The organism is Rhodocytophaga aerolata (assembly GCF_030503435.1).
Classification (GTDB): domain Bacteria; phylum Bacteroidota; class Bacteroidia; order Cytophagales; family 172606-1; genus Rhodocytophaga; species Rhodocytophaga aerolata.
On record NZ_JAUKPO010000006.1, the window covers coordinates 273,077 to 298,426 of the forward strand.

Below are 25,350 nucleotides of genomic sequence, written 5' to 3' on the forward strand. Positions count from 1 at the left end.
TATTTTACTTTCTTATTCGTATGAATAATCTATCTATCCTTCTAACGTTTTTCTGTTTTCTGCTACTGGCTGTGGGGGCCTGCCAGAAAAAAGAGGAGGTAATTCCAACAATGCCCCAGGTAGATATAATCAGCGCATTTAGCTTAAATCAAACCGCTGCCCTGGCCAGAGGTACACTCTCAGAGGTGAGTAAAAGTGCTGCAGAAGAATACGGAATCGTGTGGGGTACATCGCCCGAACCAGACATGTCAGGCAGCAAAAAACCGGTGCCCTATACAGTAGGTGTTTATACCTTTTCTTTGCCTTTAGAGGACCTGATTATTGGCCTGACCTATTATGTACGGGCGTATGTGCGTAACAACAGCCAGACAGCATATAGTAAAACCATCAGTTTTGTTCACCAGGGGCCTTTTGTATGGAGATTATTGCCAAGTGTTAGCTGGTCCGACAGGCAACATACGGCTTATAGCACCGCTGTTAATGGGGGTGTCTTTGTCATTCGTCCATTGAATCAGATAGATACGGAGGTATGGCTATATATACCTAGAAGCGATACGTGGTTTAAACGGGATAACCTCAATACGCCTTCTTCCAGGTATGATCCACTACTCATTACACTAAACAAGTTTGGCGGAGAAGCTACTTTTATTGCAGGCGGTTATCAAATCAATGAAAATGTACCGGAGAGAAATGTGTACCTGCGCGATTGTTTTGGTTTCGACTTATATGGCAATGGCAAGGGGTGGGACTATTTTGATTTTCCGTTCGGTAACTCGTTGCTTACGCATTTTGTGATCGACAACCGGGCCTATGCCTTATCTATGAATACCCGCAGAGACTTTGCCGAGTTTCTGAATGGCGTGATCTGGAATGTGAAAAAACCTTTTCCCGGCAATTTCCTGGGACGATATGTTTCTTTTTCCGTGGGTACCAAAGGATATGTACTGGTAGAAAGTACCGGCACCACTGCCCCAACGAAAGATTTCTATGAATATGACCCCGACACCGATACCTGGACAAAAAAAGCAGACTTTCCGGGAAGAGACCGGATGAATGGAGTAGCGTTTGCCGTAGACGGAAAAGGGTATTATGGCGCAGGCCAGGCAAAAGATGCTATTGAAGGTTTGCGCGATCTGTGGCAATACGACCCCAAGGAAGATACCTGGAAAAAGTTTGCTGATTTTCCAGGGGTAGGCAATGTGCGGCTTATCGCAAATACGATAGAAGATAAAGTATACATGGGATTAGGCTTTGGTCTGGAAGCTTCCACTGCCGGTGCAGAACAATATAGCAGGGCGTACGATTATTGGGAGTTTTCTCCCAAAGGAAATATACAGTAACTACAACAGAAGCCAGGCAATTCAGGAAAGCTGGAAAATCACCGGCAATAACAGCAGAAGAACTATTGCCTATATTCCCGGACAAGATTAGCAGATTACTCCGCATATATACATACTCCCATAAGGTTTGACACAATGCTTTACCATCAGATAATTTGCGGTAACTTCCTGGAAAAAGCTTGCATTGTTGTGAAAAGAACCATAGCATTACAGAGATTTTAGTAGTTAACCACCACAACCTATGGACTTACAATTAACGGGTAAAAAAGCATTAGTTACTGGCTCTACGGCAGGCATTGGCCTGGCTATTGCAGAAAAATTGTTGCAAGAAGGGGCAGAAGTAACAATTACCGGCCGGACCGATAAAAAAATTCAAGAAGTGATCACGCAGCTGACAAAAACCATAGCCGGAGCAAAGGTTAGCGGAGTAGCGGTAGATTTTGCTAAAAAAGAAGAAGTAGACCGGCTGCTGCAACAAGTGCCAGATGTAGATATTCTGGTAAACAATATTGGTATTTTTGAGCCGAAGAATTTTGCTGACATACCAGATGAAGACTGGTTTAATTTTTTCGAGGTAAACGTAATGAGCGGAGTCCGCCTTTCCCGGCATTATTTCCCTAAAATGCTGAAGATGGATTGGGGAAGAATCTTATTTATTTCCAGTGAATCGGCCATTCATATACCGGAAGAGATGATTCATTATGGAATGACCAAAACTGCCCAGCTGGCTATTTCCAGAGGGTTGGCCGAACTGACCAAAGGCACCCGTGTAACGGTTAACTCTGTATTGCCCGGACCTACGTTATCGGAAGGAGTAGGAGGATTTATTCAGAATATGGCTTTGCAGCAAAACAAAACCAAAGACGAAGTGCAACAGGATTTTTTTAAACTGGCCAGGCCAACGTCACTTATCCGCCGATTTGCTCAAACAGAAGAAATAGCCAATATAGTGACGTTTCTGGCTAGTCCGCTGGCTTCGGTTACCAACGGGGCGGCTATCCGGGCAGATGGAGGATTGGTGAAAACAATTGTGTAGCCAATAAAAATTGATACAAGGCCAGAATGGCTATTCTTCCAAAAAATGTATGCAACAGATACATACATAGATACGTCATTTGATTTGGTACTAGCGGCTGGAGATAATGAAACAACTTTAGCTGATTCTTTGAACACACGGCTAACTTTTTAATATAACCTAACACTATTTAACCTATGACAACTATACAACATAAACGCCGGAGGTTTATGCAACTGGCCGGGCTCGGAAGTATGGGATTGCTTTTACCTTCATTCCGGAGCAAAAACGCTACGGAGTGGCAAAAAGATACCAATACTATGGTCTATGTAGGTACCTATACCAATGGCAAAAGTGAGGGAATTTATCTGTACAAATTGGATAGCAATACCGGGGAGCTTACCCAGATAAATGTAACATCTGTAAAAGACAACCCATCGTATCTGACACTGGACCCGCAGAAACGGTACTTGTATGCTGTAAATGAGATTGGTAATTATCAAGGAAAAAAAAGTGGGGCTGTTAGTGCATTTGCTGTCGATCAGAAGTCTGGTAAATTAACCTTGCTAAATCAGCAGCCCTCTCTGGGTGGGGCTCCCTGTTATATTACCATCGATAAAAAAGGAAAACATGTATTGGTAGCCAATTACTCTGGCGGAAACGTAGCTCTTTTTCCAATAGGCACTGGTGGTAAACTGGAAGCATCTGCCAGTATGCATCAGCATAGTGGTAATAGTATAGATGAAAAAAGACAAAAAGAACCACATGCCCATTGTATTGTACTAGATCCGGAAAACAAGTTTGCTTTTGCTGCAGATTTAGGAATAGATAAAATAATGATTTACCGCTTTGATGCGAATACAGGTAAACTTACCCCAAACCAACCGGCGTTTGCCTCTGTTAAACCTGGGGCTGGCCCACGTCATTTTACGTTTCACCCTAACGGAAAACATGCATTCGTCATTAATGAACTGGATTCTACCGTAACTGCCTTTACGTATGATGCATCGAAGGGTAGCTTAACGGCCATACATACATTGTCTACCTTACCCAAAGATTTTTCAGGAGAAAGTTATTGTGCTGATGTGCATGTTTCGCCCGATGGCAGGTTTGTTTACGGCTCTAACAGAGGGCACGATAGTATTGTGGTTTTCGGCTTTAACCAGAAAGATGGCAAACTCACCCATATTCAAAATGTATCTACCGGCGGTAAATGGCCCAGAAATTTCACACTTGACCCTTCTGGTAAAATCCTTCTGGTAGCCAACCAAAACACAGATTCTATTGTGACTTTCAAAATAGATAACAAAACCGGAAAGCTAACGCCTACCGGTAAAGTTGCCCAGGTACCTGCTCCGGTGTGCCTGAAAGTGGTAACAGGGTTAGGTTAGTAAAAGATTGTTGCTTACCTGCAAGTGTAAAAAATAACTTGCAGGTAAGCCTTAGTTTTATTCTGATGAGGAGTTTAAATAATTCACAGAATCAGAAACCGGCGTATAGTATCTTTGAGAGGAGCTTTGCAAGATATGCCAGAGAATACCGTCTCACATCCGCTACCTATCTATCGTGATAAATGGATACAGCTTATTGCCATTCCTGTTATTACGCTGTTCTCGTATTATCTCACCTACAACAATATTCAGCTGAACTGGCTGCTCGGGTATGAGTTACTCAGCGATGCATTAAAAGTATATCTTGTCTGGCAGACAATCCGCAGAATAGTTATAGAATTAGATAGAAGAAATCTTTGGCAGAAAGGAATTTTTTTCCGCCTGCTGCTGCAAATACCATTGACCTGCCTAGCAGGCATACTTGTGTTAACCGCACTGGTCTATGTTGAATATGCCTTCATCCGGCCTTATCAGTTAGAACATTTCTTCGACTTTGATATAGTTATTGCTATTGTATTTATTCTCTTGGGCAATGTGGTTTATGTAGGCTTATATTATTACGATTTGTATCTGCGGAGCCTAGCCGAAAAACAAGAGTTAGCGCAAAAACTAGCTAAAGAAAACAGGCAAGCATCACATATAGTTGTCCGCATGGGTAAAAAAGAAATACTTGTTTCTTATCCGGAGATACAGTGTTTTTATTCAGAAGAAAAGGAAACGTTCTTACTTACCGCAGACAATAAAACCTACCTGGTAGACTCTTCTCTCGACAAGCTGGAAGAACAATTACCGGAAACCTATTTTTTCCGGGCCAACCGTAAATTTATTATTGCACCCATAGTAGTGAAAGAGGTACAATCTGGAGAATATGGAAAATTGCTTGTAACCTTAAAAGAAACCCCGAAACTGCCGGTGAGTATACCTATCAGCCGCGAAAAAGCCGCTGCATTCCGGCAATGGCTGAAACGTTAGCCTGCATTTTGTCGCCAAAATACCTGCACTTGAGTAACAAATACGTTGTTTTTTGCGGATAAAGGCTGTTTTACTGGTTTTTTTGCTCCTGTCAATGAAACAGCAGCATCTATGAAACCAATCATTCTACTTTACATTTTACTCTATTTTTTTCCATTTCTTTTTTGGAATCAGGCACAGGCCCAACTATTGTCTGCACAAACCCGTGCACGTATCGACTCTGTTTTTTCTCACTGGAATACCAGTCAAACACCTGGTGCGGTGGTGGGCATTATCTATCAGGGAAACTGGGTCTACAAACAAGCATACGGCATGGCTAATATACAACGGAAAGAAAAACTTGCTACGACCCATTCCTTTTGGGTGGCTTCCGTTGCTAAACAATTTACAGCCATGAGCATAGCCTTACTGGCAGAAAATGGCAAGCTGTCTCTAGAAGATGATATACGCAAATACCTGCCTGAATTGCCCTACATGGGAGATACTATACGTATCAAACATCTGGTGTATCATACTAGTGGCTTACGGGATGGCTTTACCTTACTAGGTTTAGGTTTTAAAGGAGAAAAACAGTATACCAATGCCAATGTATTGATGGCCCTTCGTGCTCAGCAAAAGTTAAATTTTAAACCCGGCGAACGGCACGAATACAACAATGGCAGCTATGTATTACTGGCTCATATAGTAGAACGTGTAAACGGAGAGCCATTTGCTGATTTTACCAGCAAATACATCTTCGGACCGTTGGGTATGGCCCAAACTTATTTTTATGGAAAAATAGATAACTCCATCCCTGGGCTGGCTCAAGGGTACGATGTACGCTATAAAGGGGCGAATATTCATTACCGCAAAGGGCACTTCAAAGGAAATACTGTTGGCTCCTCTGGCCTTGTGACTTCTTTAGATGATCTGTACAAATGGGATCAGAATTTTTACCACAACAAACTAGGCAATGCAAATCCTAAATTACTTGAGGCAGTAACTACACCTGGTAAATTAACTAATGGACAGGCTACCTCTTATGCATTTGGCCTGGAAGTGGAACCGCACAAGGGACAGCTAGCCATCACCCATAGCGGAGCTGATGAAGGGTATAAAGCAGAAATTGTCCGATTCCCGGCACTGGAACTTACTATTATTGGCCTTGCCAATACAGACGACATGTACAGTCTGACGCATAAGTTATTCACCATAGGCCAATTAATTGCTCCTGCTAAATTTCAAGATACAGCAACCTATGTGATAGCAGATACTTTACACCCTGCTGAAACCGAGCATAGAACAGGATACTATTTAAATCCAGACAACTTATCTGATTTACGAGTGCTTACACAAAAAGAGAGCACTTTATATGCGGCCAGGTCAATAGGTGGGTACCAGGAACCACTGAAGCAGCTAGCTGAACAAAAGTTTGTTAACCAAGGAACAGGCGAATACAGCTACCTTTTTACTACATCCGAAGATGGGTACCATGGGCAATTATATTACCAGGAAAGAGCTAACAGCTATATGCTACAAAAAATGAGTGCAATTTCTCTTCCTGCGGCAGAATTGAAAAGGTATACAGGTACTTACTATAGTCCGGAGTTGAAAAAGAAATACCATTTATCAGTGCGGAAAGGGAAGTTGGGCTTACGGATTTTTTACTTTATTCATATTCCTTTTCAGGCATTGGCAGGAGATATTTTTCTGGCAGATTTAATGGGGAATAATAGTCTGCTATTTAGGAAAAACGATAAAGGAGAGATTACAGGATTTGAGTTCAGCCGGGAAGCTGTTCATACATTGCAGTTCTTTAAAAAATAACCTCTGTATAAAACACCTCACCTGTTTCTAAAACAGGTGAGGTGTTTTATCATTATTTTTTATCCATGGAAGCAACTATTTCTTTTAAAAATTCAGCAAATGGCGAAGCAAACTCTTTTCTGCGTAAAGCAAACTCTACCGTAGTTTTTAAAAAATCTAGCTTGTTGCCAATGTCATACCGTTTGCCTTCAATGCTGTGCGAATATAAATTTTCCCGTTTCAACAGGCGGATAAAGGCATCGGTAAGTTGAATTTCATTATTTTTTCCCTTGGGTGTTTGTTCCAGAGCTTTGTAAATCTCAGGGGTAAGAATGTACCGTCCGGCAATAGCTAAGTTAGAAGGAGCCTTGTCTATGGCAGGTTTTTCAATCAACTGGTTCAATTCCATGAGAGAGTCAGTTAGCTTTTTACCCCCGACAATGCCATACCTGGATACTTTATCTTTGGGTACTTCTTCTACGGCAATTACTGTGCAGCGGTATTGTTCATACACATCAATCAATTGCTGCGTAACCGGAATAACCGAATCTATAATAGTATCGCCGAGTAGTACGGCAAAAGGCTCGTTGCCGGTATGGTGGCGGGCATAGTAAATCGCATCCCCAAGTCCGTTAATTTCTTTCTGGCGGATAAAATGGATGTTTGCCATATCTGCCAGGCGGCGCATTTCATTGTATAAGGTCTCTTCTTTCTCTTCCAGCCGTGCTTCCAGTTCAAAATTGCGGTCGAAATGGTCTTCAATGGCCCGTTTGCCTTTGCCAGAAATAATCAGAATGTCATCAATGCCAGAATCTACCGCCTCCTGTACCACATATTGAATGGTAGGTGTGTCAATAATAGGAAGCATTTCTTTGGGTTGTGCTTTGGTAGCAGGCAAAAAACGGGTGCCTAATCCGGCGGCTGGAATTACTGCTTTTTTTATCATGGGTTAGAAGTTTACTAAGTATACAGTCGATAATGGTTTACAGAGCCTAAAAGAAAGCTGTTTTAAAGACCAGTATCTGCTGGCTATACAATGTAGGGTTTAATTACTCGTGCGTTAATATCTTTTAATTTTACAACCAGTTTGTTCAGCATTTCATCGTCGGTATACATCCCAATAATAGAGCCGCCTGAGCCGGTAAAAGAGGCCGATGCTCCACAGTTACGGGCAGTTTGTATCAGTTCCATATTACTTTCGCTGATGTTCATAATCTGGCAGCGGTAGTCGAAATTCTGATTAATCAGGTGGAATAATCTTGCATGGTCGTTCTGAATAATGGCATCCCGGCCTTCTTCTGCTAGTCCGGCAATTTTGCTTAGTGTACCTACCACATGCGGATCGCCTTTATCAAACCTGGAGCGCAGGTCGTTAAACACCTTGCCAGATGACATTTTACCCAGAGATGTTTTGTAAGCAATGTATAATTTGGGCAGCAGGGTAGGATCCAGGCGTTCGTATAAGCCATGTTTTTTCTCTTCCATAATGGCTTTATCAAAATTCATATACACACACCCTTCATAGCTTTGCGCCACCCGGTCTTGTAAGCCGGCGTGAATGCCTAGTTCATCTACCTCCACGGACAAAGCCACATTAGGCAATACTTCCAGCGGGATTTTTACTCCGTAAAACTGCATTAAGGCCCGCAGCGTAGCTATAATAATGGCACTGGAACCTGCCAGCCCTACTTGCCTGGGTATAGAGGAGCCGTAGCGGACAGTGAAATTTTTGTTGCTCAGGCGGATATTGTTACTTTCGCAATATTCTACAAACTTTTTGATAGAAGCTTTAATAAGGGGAATGCCGCCACTATAGCCCGTTAAACTGACAGACTCGCGCAGATGATATACATTACGGTAAGTGGTAAGGTCTTGCTCTTGTGGTTCTATATGAAGCTCGGGAGATTGGTAGAGAGAAATGCGGGCTCCGAAGTTTTTTACAATAATAGAGATGGTTTTACCAAAATAGCCATCGGAAGGGTTTCCTAATAATCCTGCTCGGGCATACGCACGCGATTCTATAATCATACAACAAAAAAAGCAATTAAATACACATGGAGGTCTAACTGAACAAGCAAGTATAAGTAAATTTATTTAGATGTGAATACCGCCTACCTGTTTTTTACCTAACATGGCAGAAATCAGATTACGGGCATACTAGTTATTGTTTACCTGTGAATTGTAAAAGCTGTAATGCTTTGTGCTAATCAGTAAAACTCCTGCGTAGTTCATTCGTAAGTATAACTAATCTACAGGCAAACCCCTTCTGCATATGGCACACTGGAAAAATGTTTTTACCCGCATTGCAAGTAATGCGGATGACAAATTTGACAAGTTGAAATTTCGGCTACGTCAGCGGTTAAATCAGTTAGGTCCGGTGATGATACTGCCATACCGGGGTTTTGGCAATGCCAATGAAATTTACTTAAAGGGCCGCGTATTAAAAGACAAAGGCATACTGACTGCTGAAGACAATGATACAGTTTGGCAGAATCTGCTCGCTACCTATAAACGTTTTGCCAGCGTGGAAATACCGCATGTACGCGTGCGTGCGCATTTTGCCGGCGAAACCCAGGAGGTAGTAACCGATAAAGAAGGCTATTTTGAAGTGCGGATAAAGCCCAAAGAAGCTCTTCCCATTGCACAGGCTTGGCATGAAATGGAGCTGGAGTTGTTAGACCAGGTAGACCCTCGGCAAGAAGTGGTAAAAGCTACCGGATTTGTGGTAACACCAACTATTGGCAGCCAGTTTGGAATAATTTCCGATGTGGACGATACTATTTTGCAGACCAATGCCACTAGTCTGGTAAAAGCAGCCCAGTTAACCTTCCTTAATAATGCCCGGACACGGTTGCCTTTTGAAGGAGTTGCGGCTTTTTACCGAGCTTTGCAAAGCGGACCAAATAGTTCTTTGTTCAACCCTATTTTTTATGTATCCAGCAGTTCCTGGAATTTATATGATCTGCTGGTAGATTTCTGTATTGTGCAAGGTATACCCAAAGGGCCTTTCATGCTGCGTGACCTGGGTGTAGATGTAGGACAGTTTATTAAATCCAGTCATCATAATCATAAATTCGATCAGATAAAGCTGATTATGGAAACCTGCGAAAATCTGCCTTTTGTGCTTATCGGCGATAGCGGGCAACATGATCCGGAAATTTATCTGGAAGTAATTAAAACGTTTCCTAAACGGATAAAAGCAGTATACATCCGGGATGTAAGCCAGGATATACGCGATGCCTCTGTACAAGATATTATTATAAAAGCCAAAGAACTGGGAGTAGATATGCTTCTGGTGCCCGACACCGTAGCTGCTGCCAAACATGCTGCCGGGCTCCAACTAATAGATCCGGAAATCTTACCAGACATTCAGGCAGAAAAAGAAGAAGATGAGCAGGCGCCAAGTCCGGTAGAGCAAATCATCAGTGGAGAATAAGTAATTTTTACAAATAAGGTACATAAAGGATACGTTGCAGGCCATAAGTTTTTAATATTGCCGCATCAAAATATCTTTTATGGCATGAAACGTACCCTCATCAGTATTTTGTATATAGGCTTGCTGAGCAATACTCTGCCAACTATGGCGCAGGATACGTTAGCTACTGCAAAACCGGTAGTTAAACATTGGACGTGGCGGGGTTTTTTTCAATTCAACTTTAACCAGATTGCTCTGGCAAACTGGGTAGCTGGCGGAGAAAGTTCTATAGCCGGAACAGCCCTTACCCATTACGACTTTACCTATAGAAATAATGATAGTACCACGCGCTGGGAAAACTCTATCGACCTGGGTTACGGCCTCACCAGACTGGCAGAAAGCGGTGTCCGCAAAAACGACGACCGGATAGATTTGAGTACCAAGTACAGCAAAAAAGCCACTGGTAAGTTCAACTATTCGGCAATTGCCAGTTTCAGAAGCCAGTTTGCCCCAGGGTATAAATATCCGAACGATTCTGTCGTGATTTCCAAGTTTATGGCTCCGGGCTATCTTATCGTTTCTATTGGGATTGATTACCGGCCCACTTCCTACGTATCGGTATACCTGTCACCAGCTACAGGTAAAGGAACATTTGTATTGGACGCGGCCCTTTCAGATGCCGGTGCTTTTGGCGTGGATAAAGCCGTATTTGATGAACAAGGAAACAAAATTCAACCTGGTAGCCGTTTCAGGCCAGAGTTTGGTGCATCGCTGGAAGCCCGGTTCCGGAAAGATGTTATGCAGAATGTAAATTTACAGTCACGGCTAAATCTGTTTAATAATTATACAGATAAAAATATCTCCAACCGGCGCAACATTGATCTGAACTGGGAAACTGCTGTAAACATGAAAGTAAATCAATACATTGCCGCCAGCCTGATTATTCATATGATCTATGATGACGACATAGATATACCAGTAACCAGAACCATAGACGGGGTACGTGTTACCAGCACTACGGGGCCAAAACTGCAATTTAAACAAGCCTTAGGTGTGGGTTTCTCGTACAAATTTGGTAGAGGCTAGGTTTAAAGAATGTAGAAACCTAGCTATTGAAAAGCTGCACTATTAGTAATTATTTCTCTTTACTCTCTTTAAAATACATATCCCAAAGCTCCTGTACTGGCACAAGCTTGCGTTTAACTTTATTGATATTTTGTCCGCCCTTGGTGTATAGCAGTGGATCGCAGAGTAAGCCTTTGTCGCCGCTAATATTTTTCACATCTTGCTGCCAGCTTGTCCAGCGCAGCCCTTCATAAAATTTATCTAAAGCGCCTGAAAAGCAGAAGATAATAAAATTAGCATAATCCAGCCCGGTAGATTCCCACTTCAGGTTATCCGGGGCAAAGTAAAAGATCTTTCCTATTTCATTGTTACTGATTCCGCCGCCGTTGATGGCAAAAAAACCGCCTAATACATCGTCTGCCACTAATAAAAAGGAGGGTTGTTCGCCATATACATCAAACGCTTTTCCTTTGTTCCATTCCGGCAAAGTTCTATCCATTCGTTCGGCACCGGAGCCCAGAATCCTCAGCCAGCCTCCGTCTATAAGGATACCTCCGGTTTCATAAATAATGGCACCCATCGGCGAACGTGTAGATACCTGGGTATGGTGTAAGGCTGTTTCTGCCTTTGCCTGATTTTTGGGTAATATTTCCAGCTGATTTGTGGCATCTTTCTTCCACTGCATCACCAGCTCCCAGCCGGTCTTTTGCTTATCTATCAGCTGATCTATACTTTTTAACGTGTGCTGTGTTTGTTTTTTCCGGCTATTGGCCGGCAGCCTGGTCTGGCCGGTGCAGACAAGCTGGAATACTAGCAAAAGGGAAAATATAAGCAGGCAGTGTTTCACAGATTAATAAATTATGTATAAAGCTAATGCATAACGGCAAAGGAGCTATGCAATTGTATTAAAACTCCAGGTCGAGGCCCAGCCGGTTCTTCAGATCCTGTAATACTGGATGTTTTTCGGCCAGGTACTTGAATTTCTCCTGCGATGTATAGATCATTTTTTTTGCTTCTTGTGGAGCTATCTCAGCTTGTAATTCAATAGAAAAATTTCTCATGTTTTTCCGCAAGTATTCCAGCAACAAAGGCTTAAATTCATTCAGTTGGCTCATTTGTGTCTGGCTATCTAGTTTCAGCAGAATAGTAGTTTCTTGCAGTTCAATGGGCCGGTTCAAAATCACCTGTTCACTGTTATACCCTATATCCGTCAGGCGGCTCTGCGCATAGGCTTTCCAGCAATTTTCCAGCTGCTCTTTCGTAAATGGCCTGTGTTCCCGGGTTAGTACCTCTGTAGGTTTAGCAACGGTGTCTTTCTCTGCCGATGCCTGTACCGGTTTTTCCAGATCTTTGAGATCAAAAGGAATTTTTACGGTAGGTTTGGTAGCAGCTGTAGGGGTATAGGTATGGCTGCCATTTTCTTTTATCGCAACGGCAGGTACCGGATTAGTTACTGGCTGCTCTGGACTAACAGGCGTATTACTAGGAGTAACTGCTTGCCCATTGCTTACCTGGCTAGTTGGCGTTTGTCCATTTGGCTTTTGTCCGTTTGCTATAGGGCTGTTACTGGCTGGTTCATCCGTTTTTTTTTTAAGCTCAATGCTCCCATTTTGCAAGCCTCTGGCTAAGTTCACTGCTGATGGAATATGAGCCATTTTCATTAAGGTAAGTTCTACATGCAGCCGCTGGTTTTTACTGGTTTTGTAGTTCAGGTCGCACTGGCTACCTAGGTTTAGGGCAGAAAGCAGGAAAGAAACAGAGGCCTGGGCAGCTTGTTCCATATATTTCCGCTGCACATTGCCCGACACTTGCAGCAATTGTATAGTGGCATTGTCTTTACACACCATTAGGTTGCGGAAGTGTTCGCAAAGTCCAACAATAAAATTATGTCCGTCGAATCCCTTTTTCAATATTTCATCAAAAGTTACCAATGCCTGCGGAATATTCTCCGTGAGTAAAGCCTGGGTAATGGCAAAATAGTAGTCGTAATCGAGAATATGCAGGTTGGCAATGGTGCTTTTGTAGGTAATGCTCCTATCAGTAGAGAAAGTTACGATCAGGTCGAACATGGAGAGGGCATCGCGCAAACCGCCATCTGCCTTCTGGGCAATTAACTGCAAGGCTTCTTCTTCGGCACCAATTTCTTCTTTCCGGGCAATACTGGCCAGGTGGTTGCTAATATCCTTGATCTGAATCCGGTTAAAGTCGAAAATCTGGCAGCGGGAAAGAATAGTGGGAATGATTTTGTGTTTTTCAGTAGTAGCTAGAATAAAAATGGCATAGGAGGGCGGCTCTTCCAGTGTTTTCAGAAAAGCATTAAAAGCCGAATTGGAGAGCATGTGCACCTCATCTATGATATACACTTTATATTTGCCGGCCTGCGGCGCATAACGTACCTGTTCTACCAGATTCCGGATATCGTCTACCGAGTTATTGGAAGCAGCATCCAGTTCATGTACATTGAAAGAAGCATTTTTGTTGAAACTGGTACAAGAGTCACAGGTATTGCAGGCTTCTCCTTCCGGAGTCAGGTTCTGGCAATTGATAGTTTTGGCTAGGATACGGGCACAGGTGGTTTTACCAACGCCTCTGGGACCGCAAAACAAAAATGCCTGAGCCAGATGGTTCTGGCGGATAGCATTCTTGAGGGTAGTCGTAATATGCGATTGCCCCACCACCGAATCGAAAGTACTGGGACGGTATTTTCGTGCCGAAACTACAAAATTATCCATATGGCAAGTTACTGATTTTGCCCGGATGCTGGAACGGCTGCTAGGTTAAAATTTGGGGATGATTCATTCACCTCAACTAAGGTATTGGGTATCATGTAATTGAATAATAAGCCTGGTGTTTTTATAAGAAAACTGCCGGGGCGCTTGTATAGGCGTATCCGCATTGGAAATGCCTTATAAACATCTCACCCCGGTCGTCCTTATTGAAAATAATGCTTGTGCCATACCTCTTATTTGTTTTAAGTTTGAAGCAAGATTGTTTCTTATTAGGTAAGCAGCTATTTAAAAGTCTGTTGGACAGCCCCATATATACTACTATTATACTCAACTCTTATGGATCTATTTGAAAATGTAAACTGGGCCTTGCTTGTTGACCAAATCATCCGCTGGCTGATTGTTACGCTGCCTTCTATTGTGCTGATTATTTTGCTGGGCGTGCTGGCACTCCGGTTCTGGAATATTTTAGTAAGAAAGTTTAAATTTCTATTGCTGAAAAGAGCCCTGAAAGGTGATCCGGCAAATGTGCGGGAAACAGAAAAAAGGGTTGAAACGTTGCTGGGTATCATCAGCCTGGTTGGTAAAATAGCTATATTGATCATTGTAGGCTTAATTATTCTGCGGAAGGTAGATATTGAAATAGGCCCTATTATTGCCAGCCTGGGTATTTTTGGCTTGGCTGTAGGCTTTGGTGCACAAGAACTGGTACGCGACGTAGTAACCGGATTTTTTATACTCCTGGAAAACCATATTCGTACCGGAGATGTAGCCATTATTAATGGCACAAGCGGGCTCGTAGAAGAAATCAGTTTGCGCACCATTATTCTTCGAGATCAGTCAGGCACGATTCACGTATTTCAGAATGGGAAAATAAACACCCTGTCTAATATGACCAAAGGCTGGTCTGCCGCTGTGTTTGATATAGGAGTGGCCTATAAGGAAAATACCGATGAAGTATCCAGAGTTATGGAAAGAGTAGCCGATACACTACTAGAAGATCCGGAATTCAAGGATAAAATTCTGCAACCAATAGAACTATTGGGCGTTGATTCTTTTGGCACCAATGCCGTAATGATTAAAGCCAGAATTAAAACCCTGCCCAGCCATCAGTGGGCTATTGGCCGGGAATACCGCAGGAGGCTCAAACTGGCTTTTGACGAAAAAGGCATAGAAATTCCTTTTCCGCACTCTACTATTTACTGGGGCGACGATACCAAGCCCTTGCAAGTGAAACTGATAGAACAAAAACAGGAATAGCCTACAAAACAAATGATTTATACTTTATGTATGATAGGGAAGATACAGATTTGCACAGGAGGTTGTTAGGTTGTGGCAGAACGCTGTAAACTAAAAAACCAACTGCTGATAAAACGTATCAGCAGTTGGTATGCAAACAGATAGGTTAAATTTACTTAGCAACCAATCAATAATCCTGCCATCCGCACATACAAGTAAGCTAATACTCGCCCAACGTTTGATTGATTTGTTACTTAATACTGAAAATGATATAAAAAGTTGTGGTAATTTTAATAATTAACGGAATATTCTCAATAAAATAGAAATAATCAAAAAAATAGACAATACTTATTGTTGTGCTACGCTAAAGACTATAGCCGCTAATGGAATTAACACTGAATGCACCAGCCCTACTGTTTCCTACGGTTTCGTTGCTATTGCTGGCATACACCAACCGGTTTCTGGCCTTAGCTACCCTCATCCGGAATTTGCACGCCCAGTATAAAACAGAACCCACTCCGCACATCTTAGCGCAGATCAACAATCTGCGGAGACGCGTAAAACTAATACGGGATATGCAGGTACTAGGTGTGTTCAGCCTCTTTTTAAGTGCCCTTTGTATGTTTCTGATATTCGGTGAAAACAGTTTGCTCGCTAAATATGTATTTGGCAGCAGTCTACTGGCACTTATGGCCTCCCTGAGTTTATCGATTGCGGAGTTGTATATTTCTATAAAAGCTCTCAACATACAGCTAGGCGACATGGAAGAAGATTCAGTAAGGCAGCCGTGGAATAAGCCTGATGCCAGGTAACTATTTTGGGGTATCAGCCGTTGATGCTAAGCAACTAATTGTACAACCCATTTACCTAAATAGCTATGACTAATCAGCATGAAAAAGCAATAGCCACACTGAACAGACTAATAGAAGTTTGCCAGGATGGCGACAGAGGATATAAAAATGCCGCTGAACATATAGAACACGACGAAATAAAAACGGTTCTGTACCGCCTTTCACAACAGCGGGCATTATTCCAGGCTGAGTTAAAAGATGAAGTACGCAAGCTGGGTGGCAACCCCGATGAGTCGCCAGCCGAAGAGGAAGGCACTATTCTGGGCAATATTCACCGGGCATGGATCAATGTAAAAGAAAAGCTCACAAAAAATGATTTTGATGCCATTCTGGAAGAATGCAAGCGGGGCGATAAAGCGGCTTCCCTAGCCTATGAAGCTGCCTTAAAAGAAAATCTGCCGGAATACATTAAAGAAATTCTGATCGGGCAACACCACCTTATTAAGGGAGCCGTTACCCAGTTGCATGATTTTCAGCAGCATCCGGATGCATAATTTGTAAGGGGCAGGTACGTATGCTTTCTTCATCCCGGATAAATTGTATAATTTTACCTGCAAACAACCTAAATCCTTACAACCTATGGCGCTCAACAAAGGTGATAAAGCACCTGCATTCAAATTACCGAATACCGAAAAAAAAGAAGTATCTCTTGAAGATTTTAAAGGAAAGAACCTGGTACTCCTGTTCTTTCCTTTAGCTTTTACCAGCGTATGCACTACCGAACTGTGCAGCATGCGCGACAATATAGCGGAATATGCCAAGGTAAATGCAGAAGTAGTGGCTATTTCCGTAGATTCCCCTTTTACGCTGGATAAATTCAAAAAAACCGAAAACCTGCCTTTCCAGTTGTTGTCCGACTTCAATAAGGAAGTATCGTCTGCCTATGGGTCCTTGTACGAGAATTTTGTGCTTGGCCTGAAAGGTGTGTCTAAGCGTTCAGCTTTTGTTATTGATCAGGAAGGAAAAATTCAGTACGCAGAAGTTCTGGAATCTGCCGGCGACCTGCCCAACTTTGAAGCCATTCAACAAACATTGGCTTCGCTAACCTAACTCTACCTTCGTATTTTAACCTGAGCACTGAAGTCTTTTTCTTTACTTTTGTATGCAGCAACGCATTTTAATAACCCAGGCACGTATTGTGAACGAAGGCCGGATTATGGAGGCCGATGTCTATGTAAAAAATGGCTTGATAGAAAAAATAGGCGGTGCGCTCTCTGTTGATGCTGATCTGGTGATTGATGCCCGGGGAAATTATCTGTTTCCTGGGGTGATAGACGATCAGGTGCATTTCCGGGAGCCCGGCCTTACCCAAAAAGCCACTATTTACACAGAAAGTAAGGCTGCCGTAGCAGGAGGCGTAACTACGTTTATGGAGATGCCTAATACGGTACCTAATGCCCTTACACAAGCCCTTTTAGCAGACAAATACCAGATCGCTTCCCAGACTTCCCTGGCGAATTATTCTTTTTTTATGGGTGCCTCCAACGATAATTTAGACGAGGTACTTAAAACTGATAGCCGGCATGTATGTGGGATTAAGATTTTTATGGGCTCTTCTACCGGAAATATGCTGGTGGATAATGAACGTACGTTAGAAAATATTTTTAGCAAAAGCCCCATGCTGATTGCCGTGCATTGTGAAGATGAAGCTACCATCCGGGCTAATGCCGAGAAGTACAAAGCACAGTATGGCAACGATATTCCAGTCAGGTTTCACCCGGTTATCCGCAATGAAGAAGCCTGCCTAAAGTCTTCTGCCATGGCGGTTGCACTGGCAAAAAAACATAACACCAGGTTGCATATTCTCCATATTTCTACGGCCGATGAATTAAACCTGTTTACCAACGCCATTCCGCTGACCCAGAAACGGATTACTTCCGAAGTGTGTGTACACCACTTGTGGTTCGATGCAGACGACTATGAAACGCTGGGCACCCAGATTAAATGCAACCCGGCAATAAAAGATAAACGCCACAAAAAAGCCCTGCTGGAAGCCTTGCTCGACGATCGGCTGGATATTATTGCCACGGATCATGCCCCGCATACCTGGCAGGAAAAGCAACAAACCTACTGGCAGGCTCCTTCCGGTGTTCCTCTTGTTCAACACGCGTTGCCCATGATGCTGGAATTTTACCGGCAAGGAAAACTAAGCCTGGAAAAGATAGCAGAAAAGATGAGCCATGCGCCGGCACAGTGTTTTCAGATAGAGAGGAGAGGCTTTATCAGAGAAGGCTATTGGGCTGACCTGGCACTGGTAGATCTGGCTACAGAAACACTGGTGACAGCTGATAGAATTCTCTACAAATGTGGATGGTCGCCATTTACTGGCCATTCTTTCCAGTCGGCAGTTACGCACACACTGGTGTCCGGACACCTGGTATATGCCAACGGACAGTTTGATGAACGAAGCAAAGGGCAGCGGCTTTTGTTTGAAAGATAAAGCGGTAGGGAAAATAAATTTATGTACCCAAAGTTTTGTAACATACGCGTAAATACCTTAATTTTGCCACTCTTAAATGGAGGTTGTAGCTCAGCCGGTTAGAGCACCTGATTGTGGTTCAGGGGGTCGCGGGTTCGAACCCCGTCTCCCTCCCTTCTTTGCCTGGTTTCTCAAAGCCAGGCATTTTTGTTTTTACGCCTCTGTCGTATTCGTTTATCCCTCCAGAAACAACTTGGTTCCTATACAAGTAAATATTTGCTGACATGTATCGTTTAAAAAATAAACTATACCCGGTTGAGGATGCAACAGCTCTTAGTGGTCTTTATTTCTCTTCTTTGTGCTACCGCAGGAATATGCCAGATGCAAATAGATACTTCCCACACCATAGAACATCTGGTGAATGAAGTGTTGCTGGGAGAAGGCGTAGTAGCAGGAAATATCCGGTACACCGGGGCCAGACATGCCATCGGAACTTTTACTGATTCTACCCGGATGCTTTCAATAAACAATGGGATTTTGCTTACGTCTGGTAGTGCCCTAGTGAGTACAGGACCCAACAAGTTTACCGATATGCAATTTGTGAACAAAACGCCGGGGTATGCAAAACTGGAAGGAATTGCTAACGGACGTACACACGATGCGGCTATTCTGGCTTTCGATTTTATTACGTCTGCTGAAAATCTTTCCTTCGACTTTATTTTTGCTTCCGAAGAATATACCGAATATGTAGGCTCTAAATTCAATGATGTATTTGCTTTCTTTATCAATGGTCCGGGCCTTGCGGATGTAAATCTGGCTGTGTTACCCAAAACTCAGGTTCCGGTTACTATCAACAGTATTAATTATAAGAAGAACAAAAAGTATTATGTAGACAACCCGACCGAAACCTATCATGAGGCTATTGTGTATGATGTGCGGAAAAAAGCCACTGTAAAAAATAAAAACTATGGCAAAGCAAAAGCACTACCCCAGTACAACATTCAGTATGATGGCTTTACCACTTTATTGCAAGCAGCATGTAAAGTAGTGCCAGGGGAACTATACCGTATAGAAATAGCCATAGCCGATGTAAGCGACTACTCTCTGGATTCAGGCGTATATCTGGCTGGCCACTCCTTTAAAAGTACCGGCGATAAAATTATCCCAATTACTAACCCCTTTCAACCTATGCCTCTACCAACCGATACGTTGGTGGCAGAGGTACCCCCAATGCCCGAAATTCCGGTAGCTACCGTTGTTTCTACCTTACCTGCCACCAGTGTAGAATTCTTATTCGATACCTATTCTCTAACCGACAGTGCCACCAGCGTACTTGAGCAGTATTATCATATACTAAAAAAATACCCACAAGCTATGCTGGAAATAACCGGCCACACGGATAGTATGGGCACAGATGTGTATAATGATATGCTTTCGCAGAACAGAGCCTTGTCGGTTGCCAGGTACCTGAAACAGCTGGGTATTCCTGAGAAAAATATTCACGTGAGTTACAGTGGCGAAAAACGGCCGGTAGCTAGCAATGAAACAACTGAAGGCAGAGCCAGAAACAGGCGGGTAGAACTGATTATTCAGCAGTAGAGCTGATTAAGCCCTGTATTGTTTTGGGTTCCGGCCTTGTTTATCAAGTACTTTTGGTTTTTTGAGGACTACCCCGGATGTATCAATCGCCAGCAGGGTAATGGTAAACAGCCACTCGTCGCCAAAGTCGAACAGATATAGAAACTGCTGGCCTGCATATAAATCCAGTTCCCCTATTTTTACGGTATCGGCAAACGGCCCTTCTTCTGACCAGGGCGATTCATAGCGTTCGCCGGAGTATTGTTCATTATCCATATAAAAGGCATACAGATGGTCGTTATCGAATTTGTAGGCTGCCTGAATGGCGTTATGCAGGTCATGTAAGGTATCATATGCACTGATGGCAATGGTTCTGTACAGGTCTTTGGCCAGGGCTATTTTGAAATGGAAGATACCTTCGGTAAAAGCTTTAGGAAGCGGAAAAAGGGAAGTCTTTAATTCGCCGGGATTGAAAAGCGGCAAGAAAGGTTTCAGAAAAGACTCTGTTTCAAAAGTAACCAACGGATTAGGCGTTACATTTCCCTTGGCATCTTCTATATAAAAATGTTCTTCTGTAATGCCTAAGGGAATTTCTCCTTCGTTACTGTCCCGCCGGCAGGCAACATTCCATAGTTCGAGCGGTCGTTTGTCGAGCAGGATAGTAGCCAGTTCCCGGCCAAGCAACGTGGGTTTTAAGGCTGTTACAGGCAGCATATACCGGTCGGGTTTCTGTGTAAAGGTGTTATCAAAAATAAGGTCATAAAAACCTAAGACGTAAAAGGCATAGATAGCCGACGACACAATTGAAAAGTATATTTTTTCTTCTCCCAGGTCTATGTACCGGTGCTGAGCAACGGGCAGGAGACTGCCGGGAATACTTAACGAAACCAGGTGCAATATCCGGATAATACTTTCTTCTATCAGAATCCAACTCATGGTTTCGCTAAGCTTAGGCCAGTTAATATAGGACCATGCGGTTTCCAGCAGAAAAAAATATTTCTCTGTAAAGGTAAGTGCTTCAAATGCTTCCAGCCGGAGCCTATTCAGCTGCAAATAATTCTCTTTCTCTTGCCGGTAAATGTATACCAGCCGGGAAGCTACGGCCACCTGGTAGAAGAAGTCCAGGGCAGGATACGCATTTTGCAGGCTTTTCTCGGTTACATATGCGGACTTGTAATACAATTGCTGATTCAGCACAAACAGGTCTTTTCCTTTCAGTACGGCTTTTTCAATAGTGAGCGGCGTTTTGTCCTGGCTTTTTAGGAACTGGAAAAATAGAGTGAAGTCATTTACCACTGGCATCATGGATGCCTCACATGCAGGGTTCATAGGAGAGTGGGTTAAATATATTTTCTGTTCACACGTCAGCAAGTAATAGGTTATCAGCAGAAAGGATTACCCAGATACCATGGGTGGGTTCCGGTTTTTAGAATAGCAGCCTTAAATAGTAACTTACCTGGAACAACAAAACCCGTAAATGACACACCTGCCAGGTATAGGTGCCATCGTCAACCAATAGATGTCCTTCAAAAAGTAATGATTATACCCATGTTTAGAGGCACCCATTTGATATTATACTGCTGCGTTGATCTGTGGAAAAATATCAGGTTCAGATGCCGGGAATAGAAATAAAAGGTATGTGTTTTTTATGACAAAAACAAGGTTCTGGAAAACTGAAATAAAGAGAGTAAGAAGAAGTTGAATTTAGGTAACGGGCAATAAAAAAGGCTACTAGAATAGCAGCCTTTTTGACAAATGGTATTTTGCGTACTAAACTTTATCCACCCCATCCGTTGTTGTGTCTCCCTCTTCTTTCTCTGACAGGGTATGCCCATAAGCTGAGCCTGGAGCCGGATTTTTTTCTACGTCGCCTTCCTCTGTTTTTTTCTGGGCTATAGGCTGTTCGTATACACTTTTGTTATCTGATCTATCAGGCTGCGTAGGTTGCGCCTCTTTATTTTTTTCTGCCATAGCTATATATAGTTAATGAAAAATCAGCTGTTTGCACAGACTGCTTGGTAGTTGTACGGAAAATAGAAAAAGCTGTTTACAAAAACAGCTTTTTCTATTTAACTATCGTATGAAAAGCTCTCTTTAAAACTCTGCATTCTGTGGTGTACGCGGAAAAGGTATAACGTCGCGGATGTTACCCATACCAGTTACAAACAAAATGAGCCGTTCAAATCCCAAGCCGAAGCCACTATGTGGAGCCGTGCCGTACTTGCGGGTTTCCAGATACCACCATAGGCTCTCTTCATGAATTTTCATTTCTTGTATGCGGCTGTAAAGCTTGTCGTAGTTCTCTTCCCGCTGCGAGCCGCCAATAATTTCGCCAATACCTGGGAACAGCACATCCATGGCCCGTACCGTTTTACCATCTTCATCTTGCTTCATATAGAAGGCTTTGATGTGTTTGGGATAATTGGTAAGAATTACGGGTTTTTTAAAATGCTTTTCTACCAGGTACCGTTCATGCTCCGATTGCAGATCGGTTCCCCAGCTCACCGGATACACAAATTGCTTTTTCTGGTTAGGTTTAGATTTAATCAGAATATCTATGGCTTCTGTATAAGTTAACCGTTCAAACTGGTTTTCAACTACAAACTTTAGCTTTTCAATCAGGCCCATAGGGCTGCGGTCTTCTTGCTTTTTGTTTTTTTCCTCTTCCTGCAAGCGGTTATCCAGAAATTGCAGATCGTCTAAGCAGTGTTCCAAGGCATATTGTACCAGGTATTTCAGAAAATCTTCGGCCAGGTTCATGTTGTCTTCCAGGTCATAAAAGGCCATTTCGGGTTCTATCATCCAGAATTCTGCCAGGTGACGGGCAGTATTGGAGTTTTCTGCCCGGAAAGTGGGCCCGAAGGTATAAATTAAGGACAAAGCCATAGCACCTAATTCACCTTCCAGCTGGCCAGAAACGGTTAGGTTGGTTTCTTTCCCGAAAAAATCCTGTGTAAAGTCTACGGTTCCAAATTCATTCAAAGGTGGATCTACCGGATCCAGCGTAGTTACCCGGAACATTTCACCAGCCCCTTCCGCGTCTGAACCGGTAATAATGGGTGTGTGCAAATAAAAAAAGCCTCTGTCGTTAAAAAACTTATGTACAGCAAAGGCCATGGCATGGCGGATGCGAAGCACAGCACCAAATGTACGGGTCCGGGGACGCAGATGGGCTATTTCCCGTAAAAATTCCATGGAATGTCGTTTGGGCTGCAGAGGATATTTTTCCGGATCAGCGGTGCCGTATACTTCGATGTGCCTGGCTTGCAGTTCTACCTTCTGCCCTTGTCCCTGCGATTCTGCCAAAGTACCAGTAACGGCAATGCTGGCTCCTGTATGTATATTTTTTAACGTCTCCTCAGAAAAGCTTGACACATCTACCACAATCTGTAAATGGTGCACCGTGGAACCATCATTCAATGCCACAAAAGCTACATTTTTGCTTTCGCGTTTGGTTTGTACCCAGCCTTTTACGTGTACGTCTTTACCAAATCCAGTAGACTGGAGCAGCTCTTTTACAGGAATCCTTTTTTCCATCATATCTCTGAAAAATTTATATCATGGGTAGAAGTTAAGTAAATAGACTTACCCAAAAAATTAGTCCACAAAATTAGAATAAAATCAATACAGCATCCCGAAAATTATAAAAAGCTTATAGACGAATTTACTGCTTCCGTATTTCCTACCATAGATAACCAGGTATTCTTGTAGCATAAGGAAAGATTGGCAGCTATTCATAACAACCTTCTCTGATCAGCGTTTTCTTTTGACATACTGCAGTTGGTTTTCCAGTAGTATTATCCTTGGTAAGGGATGTACTGTAACCAGTGGTAAAAGAATGGAGTTATGTACCTGGGTTACCAGTGTAGCCGTATGAAAAGAACAGAGGTATAAAGTACAATCTATTGGATGGGCACTAGCAGCATAAAATGTTATAGACCGTATGTAAACTAAGCATGCCAAAATTGTACGTTTATACAGATATTATAATAAATTTGAATTAACTTAGGATTTACTAGAAACAGAAAGGACACATGCAGAAGCTTGGTTTAAATCAGTCGCTTTCCCAGAAACTATCGCCACAGCAGATACAATTTATAAAACTGCTGCAAATTCCTACTGCCGAACTGGATGCCCGTATTGAAGAAGAACTGGAAATAAATCCGGCTCTGGAAGAAGGCAAAGATGAATCAGCCAACGAAGATGGCGGAGAGGAACTAGACGCAGAAGGGGATTATGACGATGATGACATGGACGACAGTTTTGACGATGGGATGGATGCCGACCTGAATGTAGATGATTACCTGCGGGACGAAGATATAAGCGGCTATAAAATGCAGGGCGATGGCCCTGGCGATGACGAAGACCGGGAAATGCCTCTGGCTACTACGTCTACCCTCATCGATTCTTTGCTTACCCAGCTGGGTTTTCTCAAGTTGGATGAGCGGCAAAGTATTATAGGCAAACAACTGATTGGCAGTATTGATAACGACGGATATATACGCCGGGAACTGGAAGCCATTGTGAATGACCTGGCTTTTTCGCAAAATGTAGAAACCTCCGTAGAGGAGGTAGAAGATATTCTGCATAAGATACAATATTTTGACCCACCCGGCATAGGTGCCCGTAATTTACAGGAATGTCTGTTACTACAGCTGGACCGGAAAGCGCATGATAATCCGGCAGTTACCAACGCCATTAAAATCATAGACGACTTCTTTGAAGAGTTTACCAAAAAGCACTACGACAAAATTCAACGGCGGCTAAATATCACCGATGAGCAGATTAAAGATGCCGTAAACATTATTACCAGATTGAACCCTAAACCAGGCGGTAGTTCGGGTGATGTGCGTACGCAGTATTTAATACCGGATTTTATGCTGATCAATAACAATGGTAAACTCGAATTGTCGCTGAATTCACGCAATGCACCGGAATTAAAGATCAGCCGCTCGTATGCCGAGATGCTGGATACCTATGACAAAAGCAACAAAAAAGATAAGAATATCCGCGAAACCGTAACCTTTGTAAAGCAGAAGCTGGATGCCGCCAAGTGGTTTATAGATGCCATTAAACAACGGCAGCAAACCCTGCTCCGGACTATGAACGCCATTGTGCAATACCAGTACGACTTCTTCCTGACCGGCGATGAAAGCAAACTGAGGCCCATGATTCTGAAAGATATTGCCAATACCATAGATATGGATATTTCTACCGTTTCGCGGGTGGCCAATAGCAAAGCTGTACAAACCGAGTTTGGTATTTATCCGTTGAAATATTTCTTCTCCGAAGGTATCTCTACCGATTCCGGGGAAGATGTGAGTAGCCGGGAAGTAAAATACATTCTGAAAGAACTGATAGATAATGAAGATAAAAAATCGCCTCTATCAGACGACAAACTGGAAAAAATACTGAATGACAAAGGCTATAATATTGCCCGCAGAACAGTAGCTAAATACCGCGAACAACTGAATATACCGGTAGCCCGGCTTAGGAAAGAACTTTAGGGCAAAGGGCATTTGCATAGAGCAGAGGGGAAGGCACATAAAATTTA

21 protein-coding genes and 1 tRNA gene are annotated in these 25,350 nt (G+C 42.9%); 15 read left to right on the top strand and 7 right to left on the bottom strand.

The genetic code is table 11. From position 1 onward, the window contains the following. Positions 1–20 precede the first annotated feature (20 nt). The 5 genes from Q0590_RS13385 (at position 21) to Q0590_RS13405 (ending at position 6,524) form a co-directional block, all read left to right on the top strand. Positions 21–1,340: a Kelch repeat-containing protein gene (locus tag Q0590_RS13385; protein WP_302038056.1), complete on the top strand. Its 1,320-nt coding sequence runs from the start codon at positions 21–23 to the stop codon at positions 1,338–1,340. A gap of 241 nt (positions 1,341–1,581) precedes the next feature. Next, positions 1,582–2,376, top strand: coding sequence for an SDR family NAD(P)-dependent oxidoreductase (locus tag Q0590_RS13390; RefSeq protein ID WP_302038057.1), 795 nt, complete (start codon positions 1,582–1,584; stop codon positions 2,374–2,376). Positions 2,377–2,552: 176 nt separating this feature from the next. Further along, positions 2,553–3,746 (top strand): lactonase family protein, encoded by a 1,194-nt coding sequence (locus Q0590_RS13395; protein WP_302038058.1) that lies wholly within the window; start codon positions 2,553–2,555, stop codon positions 3,744–3,746. Between the two features lie 135 nt (positions 3,747–3,881). Then, positions 3,882–4,718 (top strand): LytR/AlgR family response regulator transcription factor, encoded by an 837-nt coding sequence (locus Q0590_RS13400; protein WP_302038059.1) that lies wholly within the window; start codon positions 3,882–3,884, stop codon positions 4,716–4,718. 111 nt (positions 4,719–4,829) lie between these two features. Continuing rightward, a complete protein-coding gene (locus tag Q0590_RS13405; protein WP_302038060.1) occupies positions 4,830–6,524 on the top strand; it encodes a serine hydrolase in 1,695 nt (564 codons plus the stop codon). Positions 6,525–6,576: 52 nt separating this feature from the next. Here the strand turns inward: Q0590_RS13405 and galU are convergent, their stop codons facing one another. Together galU and Q0590_RS13415 are read right to left on the bottom strand one after the other, a co-directional pair. After that, positions 6,577–7,449 carry a UTP--glucose-1-phosphate uridylyltransferase GalU gene (galU, locus tag Q0590_RS13410; RefSeq protein WP_302038061.1) on the bottom strand — a complete coding sequence of 291 codons (873 nt, stop codon included), beginning with the start codon at positions 7,447–7,449 and terminating at the stop codon, positions 6,577–6,579. 83 nt (positions 7,450–7,532) lie between these two features. Further along, complete coding sequence (locus Q0590_RS13415; RefSeq protein ID WP_302038062.1) at positions 7,533–8,531, bottom strand: mevalonate kinase family protein; 999 nt, start codon at positions 8,529–8,531, stop codon at positions 7,533–7,535. 244 nt (positions 8,532–8,775) lie between these two features. On the opposite strand from Q0590_RS13415, the gene Q0590_RS13420 reads away from it, so the two are divergent. Both Q0590_RS13420 and Q0590_RS13425 read left to right on the top strand, forming a co-directional pair. Next, on the top strand, positions 8,776–9,939 hold the full coding sequence (locus tag Q0590_RS13420) for an App1 family protein phosphatidate phosphatase (protein WP_302038063.1): 1,164 nt from the start codon (positions 8,776–8,778) through the stop codon (positions 9,937–9,939). An 84-nt stretch (positions 9,940–10,023) separates the two neighbouring features. Then, a complete protein-coding gene (locus Q0590_RS13425; protein ID WP_302038064.1) occupies positions 10,024–11,004 on the top strand; it encodes a DUF3078 domain-containing protein in 981 nt (326 codons plus the stop codon). A 49-nt stretch (positions 11,005–11,053) separates the two neighbouring features. Here the strand turns inward: Q0590_RS13425 and Q0590_RS13430 are convergent, their stop codons facing one another. Together Q0590_RS13430 and Q0590_RS13435 are read right to left on the bottom strand one after the other, a co-directional pair. Continuing rightward, a complete protein-coding gene (locus tag Q0590_RS13430; protein ID WP_302038065.1) occupies positions 11,054–11,800 on the bottom strand; it encodes a DUF2625 domain-containing protein in 747 nt (248 codons plus the stop codon). Between the two features lie 88 nt (positions 11,801–11,888). After that, positions 11,889–13,715, bottom strand: a complete 1,827-nt coding sequence (locus tag Q0590_RS13435; protein ID WP_302038066.1) for a DNA polymerase III subunit gamma/tau — start codon at positions 13,713–13,715, stop codon at positions 11,889–11,891. A gap of 333 nt (positions 13,716–14,048) precedes the next feature. Between Q0590_RS13435 and Q0590_RS13440 the strand changes: the two genes are divergently transcribed. The 7 genes from Q0590_RS13440 (at position 14,049) to Q0590_RS13470 (ending at position 19,817) form a co-directional block, all read left to right on the top strand. Continuing rightward, positions 14,049–14,969, top strand: coding sequence for a mechanosensitive ion channel family protein (locus tag Q0590_RS13440; RefSeq protein WP_302038067.1), 921 nt, complete (start codon positions 14,049–14,051; stop codon positions 14,967–14,969). Between the two features lie 362 nt (positions 14,970–15,331). Next, complete coding sequence (locus Q0590_RS13445) at positions 15,332–15,760, top strand: DUF2721 domain-containing protein (protein WP_302038068.1); 429 nt, start codon at positions 15,332–15,334, stop codon at positions 15,758–15,760. 65 nt (positions 15,761–15,825) lie between these two features. Continuing rightward, the gene (locus tag Q0590_RS13450) at positions 15,826–16,293 is read left to right on the top strand and encodes a ferritin-like domain-containing protein (RefSeq protein WP_302038069.1); all 468 of its coding nucleotides are present in this window, start codon (positions 15,826–15,828) and stop codon (positions 16,291–16,293) included. 85 nt (positions 16,294–16,378) lie between these two features. Beyond that, a complete protein-coding gene (locus Q0590_RS13455; protein WP_302038070.1) occupies positions 16,379–16,849 on the top strand; it encodes a redoxin domain-containing protein in 471 nt (156 codons plus the stop codon). A gap of 52 nt (positions 16,850–16,901) precedes the next feature. Then, positions 16,902–18,239 (top strand): dihydroorotase, encoded by a 1,338-nt coding sequence (locus Q0590_RS13460; RefSeq protein WP_302038071.1) that lies wholly within the window; start codon positions 16,902–16,904, stop codon positions 18,237–18,239. Between the two features lie 78 nt (positions 18,240–18,317). Beyond that, positions 18,318–18,393: transfer RNA gene (locus tag Q0590_RS13465), tRNA-His, on the top strand. 146 nt (positions 18,394–18,539) lie between these two features. After that, a complete protein-coding gene (locus tag Q0590_RS13470) occupies positions 18,540–19,817 on the top strand; it encodes an OmpA family protein (RefSeq protein ID WP_302038072.1) in 1,278 nt (425 codons plus the stop codon). 6 nt (positions 19,818–19,823) lie between these two features. On the opposite strand, the gene Q0590_RS13475 is transcribed toward Q0590_RS13470, so the two are convergent. The 3 genes from Q0590_RS13475 to asnS all read right to left on the bottom strand — a co-directional run bounded on the left by Q0590_RS13475 (position 19,824) and on the right by asnS (position 23,336). Then, positions 19,824–21,125, bottom strand: coding sequence for a plasmid pRiA4b ORF-3 family protein (locus Q0590_RS13475; protein ID WP_302038073.1), 1,302 nt, complete (start codon positions 21,123–21,125; stop codon positions 19,824–19,826). Between the two features lie 441 nt (positions 21,126–21,566). Next, on the bottom strand, positions 21,567–21,767 hold the full coding sequence (locus Q0590_RS13480) for a hypothetical protein (RefSeq protein WP_302038074.1): 201 nt from the start codon (positions 21,765–21,767) through the stop codon (positions 21,567–21,569). Between the two features lie 123 nt (positions 21,768–21,890). Then, positions 21,891–23,336, bottom strand: coding sequence for an asparagine--tRNA ligase (gene asnS, locus Q0590_RS13485; protein ID WP_302038075.1), 1,446 nt, complete (start codon positions 23,334–23,336; stop codon positions 21,891–21,893). A 494-nt stretch (positions 23,337–23,830) separates the two neighbouring features. Between asnS and rpoN the strand changes: the two genes are divergently transcribed. Beyond that, on the top strand, positions 23,831–25,303 hold the full coding sequence (gene rpoN, locus Q0590_RS13490; RefSeq protein WP_302038076.1) for an RNA polymerase factor sigma-54: 1,473 nt from the start codon (positions 23,831–23,833) through the stop codon (positions 25,301–25,303). Positions 25,304–25,350: the final 47 nt, after the last annotated feature.

What these genes read in the sequence shown, in the direction of transcription:
- Q0590_RS13450 (WP_302038069.1), top strand. Translation starts at nt 15,826, where the DNA reads ATGACTAATCAGCATGAAAAAGCAATAGCCACACTGAACAGACTAATA.
- Q0590_RS13395 (WP_302038058.1), top strand. Translation starts at nt 2,553, where the DNA reads ATGACAACTATACAACATAAACGCCGGAGGTTTATGCAACTGGCCGGG.
- Q0590_RS13385 (WP_302038056.1), top strand. Translation starts at nt 21, where the DNA reads ATGAATAATCTATCTATCCTTCTAACGTTTTTCTGTTTTCTGCTACTG.
- galU (WP_302038061.1), bottom strand. Translation starts at nt 7,449, where the DNA reads ATGATAAAAAAAGCAGTAATTCCAGCCGCCGGATTAGGCACCCGTTTT.
- Q0590_RS13440 (WP_302038067.1), top strand. Translation starts at nt 14,049, where the DNA reads ATGGATCTATTTGAAAATGTAAACTGGGCCTTGCTTGTTGACCAAATC.
- Q0590_RS13475 (WP_302038073.1), bottom strand. Translation starts at nt 21,125, where the DNA reads ATGAACCCTGCATGTGAGGCATCCATGATGCCAGTGGTAAATGACTTC.
- Q0590_RS13470 (WP_302038072.1), top strand. Translation starts at nt 18,540, where the DNA reads ATGCAACAGCTCTTAGTGGTCTTTATTTCTCTTCTTTGTGCTACCGCA.
- Q0590_RS13405 (WP_302038060.1), top strand. Translation starts at nt 4,830, where the DNA reads ATGAAACCAATCATTCTACTTTACATTTTACTCTATTTTTTTCCATTT.
- Q0590_RS13445 (WP_302038068.1), top strand. Translation starts at nt 15,332, where the DNA reads ATGGAATTAACACTGAATGCACCAGCCCTACTGTTTCCTACGGTTTCG.
- Q0590_RS13455 (WP_302038070.1), top strand. Translation starts at nt 16,379, where the DNA reads ATGGCGCTCAACAAAGGTGATAAAGCACCTGCATTCAAATTACCGAAT.
- Q0590_RS13400 (WP_302038059.1), top strand. Translation starts at nt 3,882, where the DNA reads ATGCCAGAGAATACCGTCTCACATCCGCTACCTATCTATCGTGATAAA.
- Q0590_RS13415 (WP_302038062.1), bottom strand. Translation starts at nt 8,531, where the DNA reads ATGATTATAGAATCGCGTGCGTATGCCCGAGCAGGATTATTAGGAAAC.
- Q0590_RS13435 (WP_302038066.1), bottom strand. Translation starts at nt 13,715, where the DNA reads ATGGATAATTTTGTAGTTTCGGCACGAAAATACCGTCCCAGTACTTTC.
- Q0590_RS13420 (WP_302038063.1), top strand. Translation starts at nt 8,776, where the DNA reads ATGGCACACTGGAAAAATGTTTTTACCCGCATTGCAAGTAATGCGGAT.
- Q0590_RS13425 (WP_302038064.1), top strand. Translation starts at nt 10,024, where the DNA reads ATGAAACGTACCCTCATCAGTATTTTGTATATAGGCTTGCTGAGCAAT.
- Q0590_RS13480 (WP_302038074.1), bottom strand. Translation starts at nt 21,767, where the DNA reads ATGGCAGAAAAAAATAAAGAGGCGCAACCTACGCAGCCTGATAGATCA.
- rpoN (WP_302038076.1), top strand. Translation starts at nt 23,831, where the DNA reads ATGCAGAAGCTTGGTTTAAATCAGTCGCTTTCCCAGAAACTATCGCCA.
- Q0590_RS13460 (WP_302038071.1), top strand. Translation starts at nt 16,902, where the DNA reads ATGCAGCAACGCATTTTAATAACCCAGGCACGTATTGTGAACGAAGGC.
- asnS (WP_302038075.1), bottom strand. Translation starts at nt 23,336, where the DNA reads ATGATGGAAAAAAGGATTCCTGTAAAAGAGCTGCTCCAGTCTACTGGA.
- Q0590_RS13390 (WP_302038057.1), top strand. Translation starts at nt 1,582, where the DNA reads ATGGACTTACAATTAACGGGTAAAAAAGCATTAGTTACTGGCTCTACG.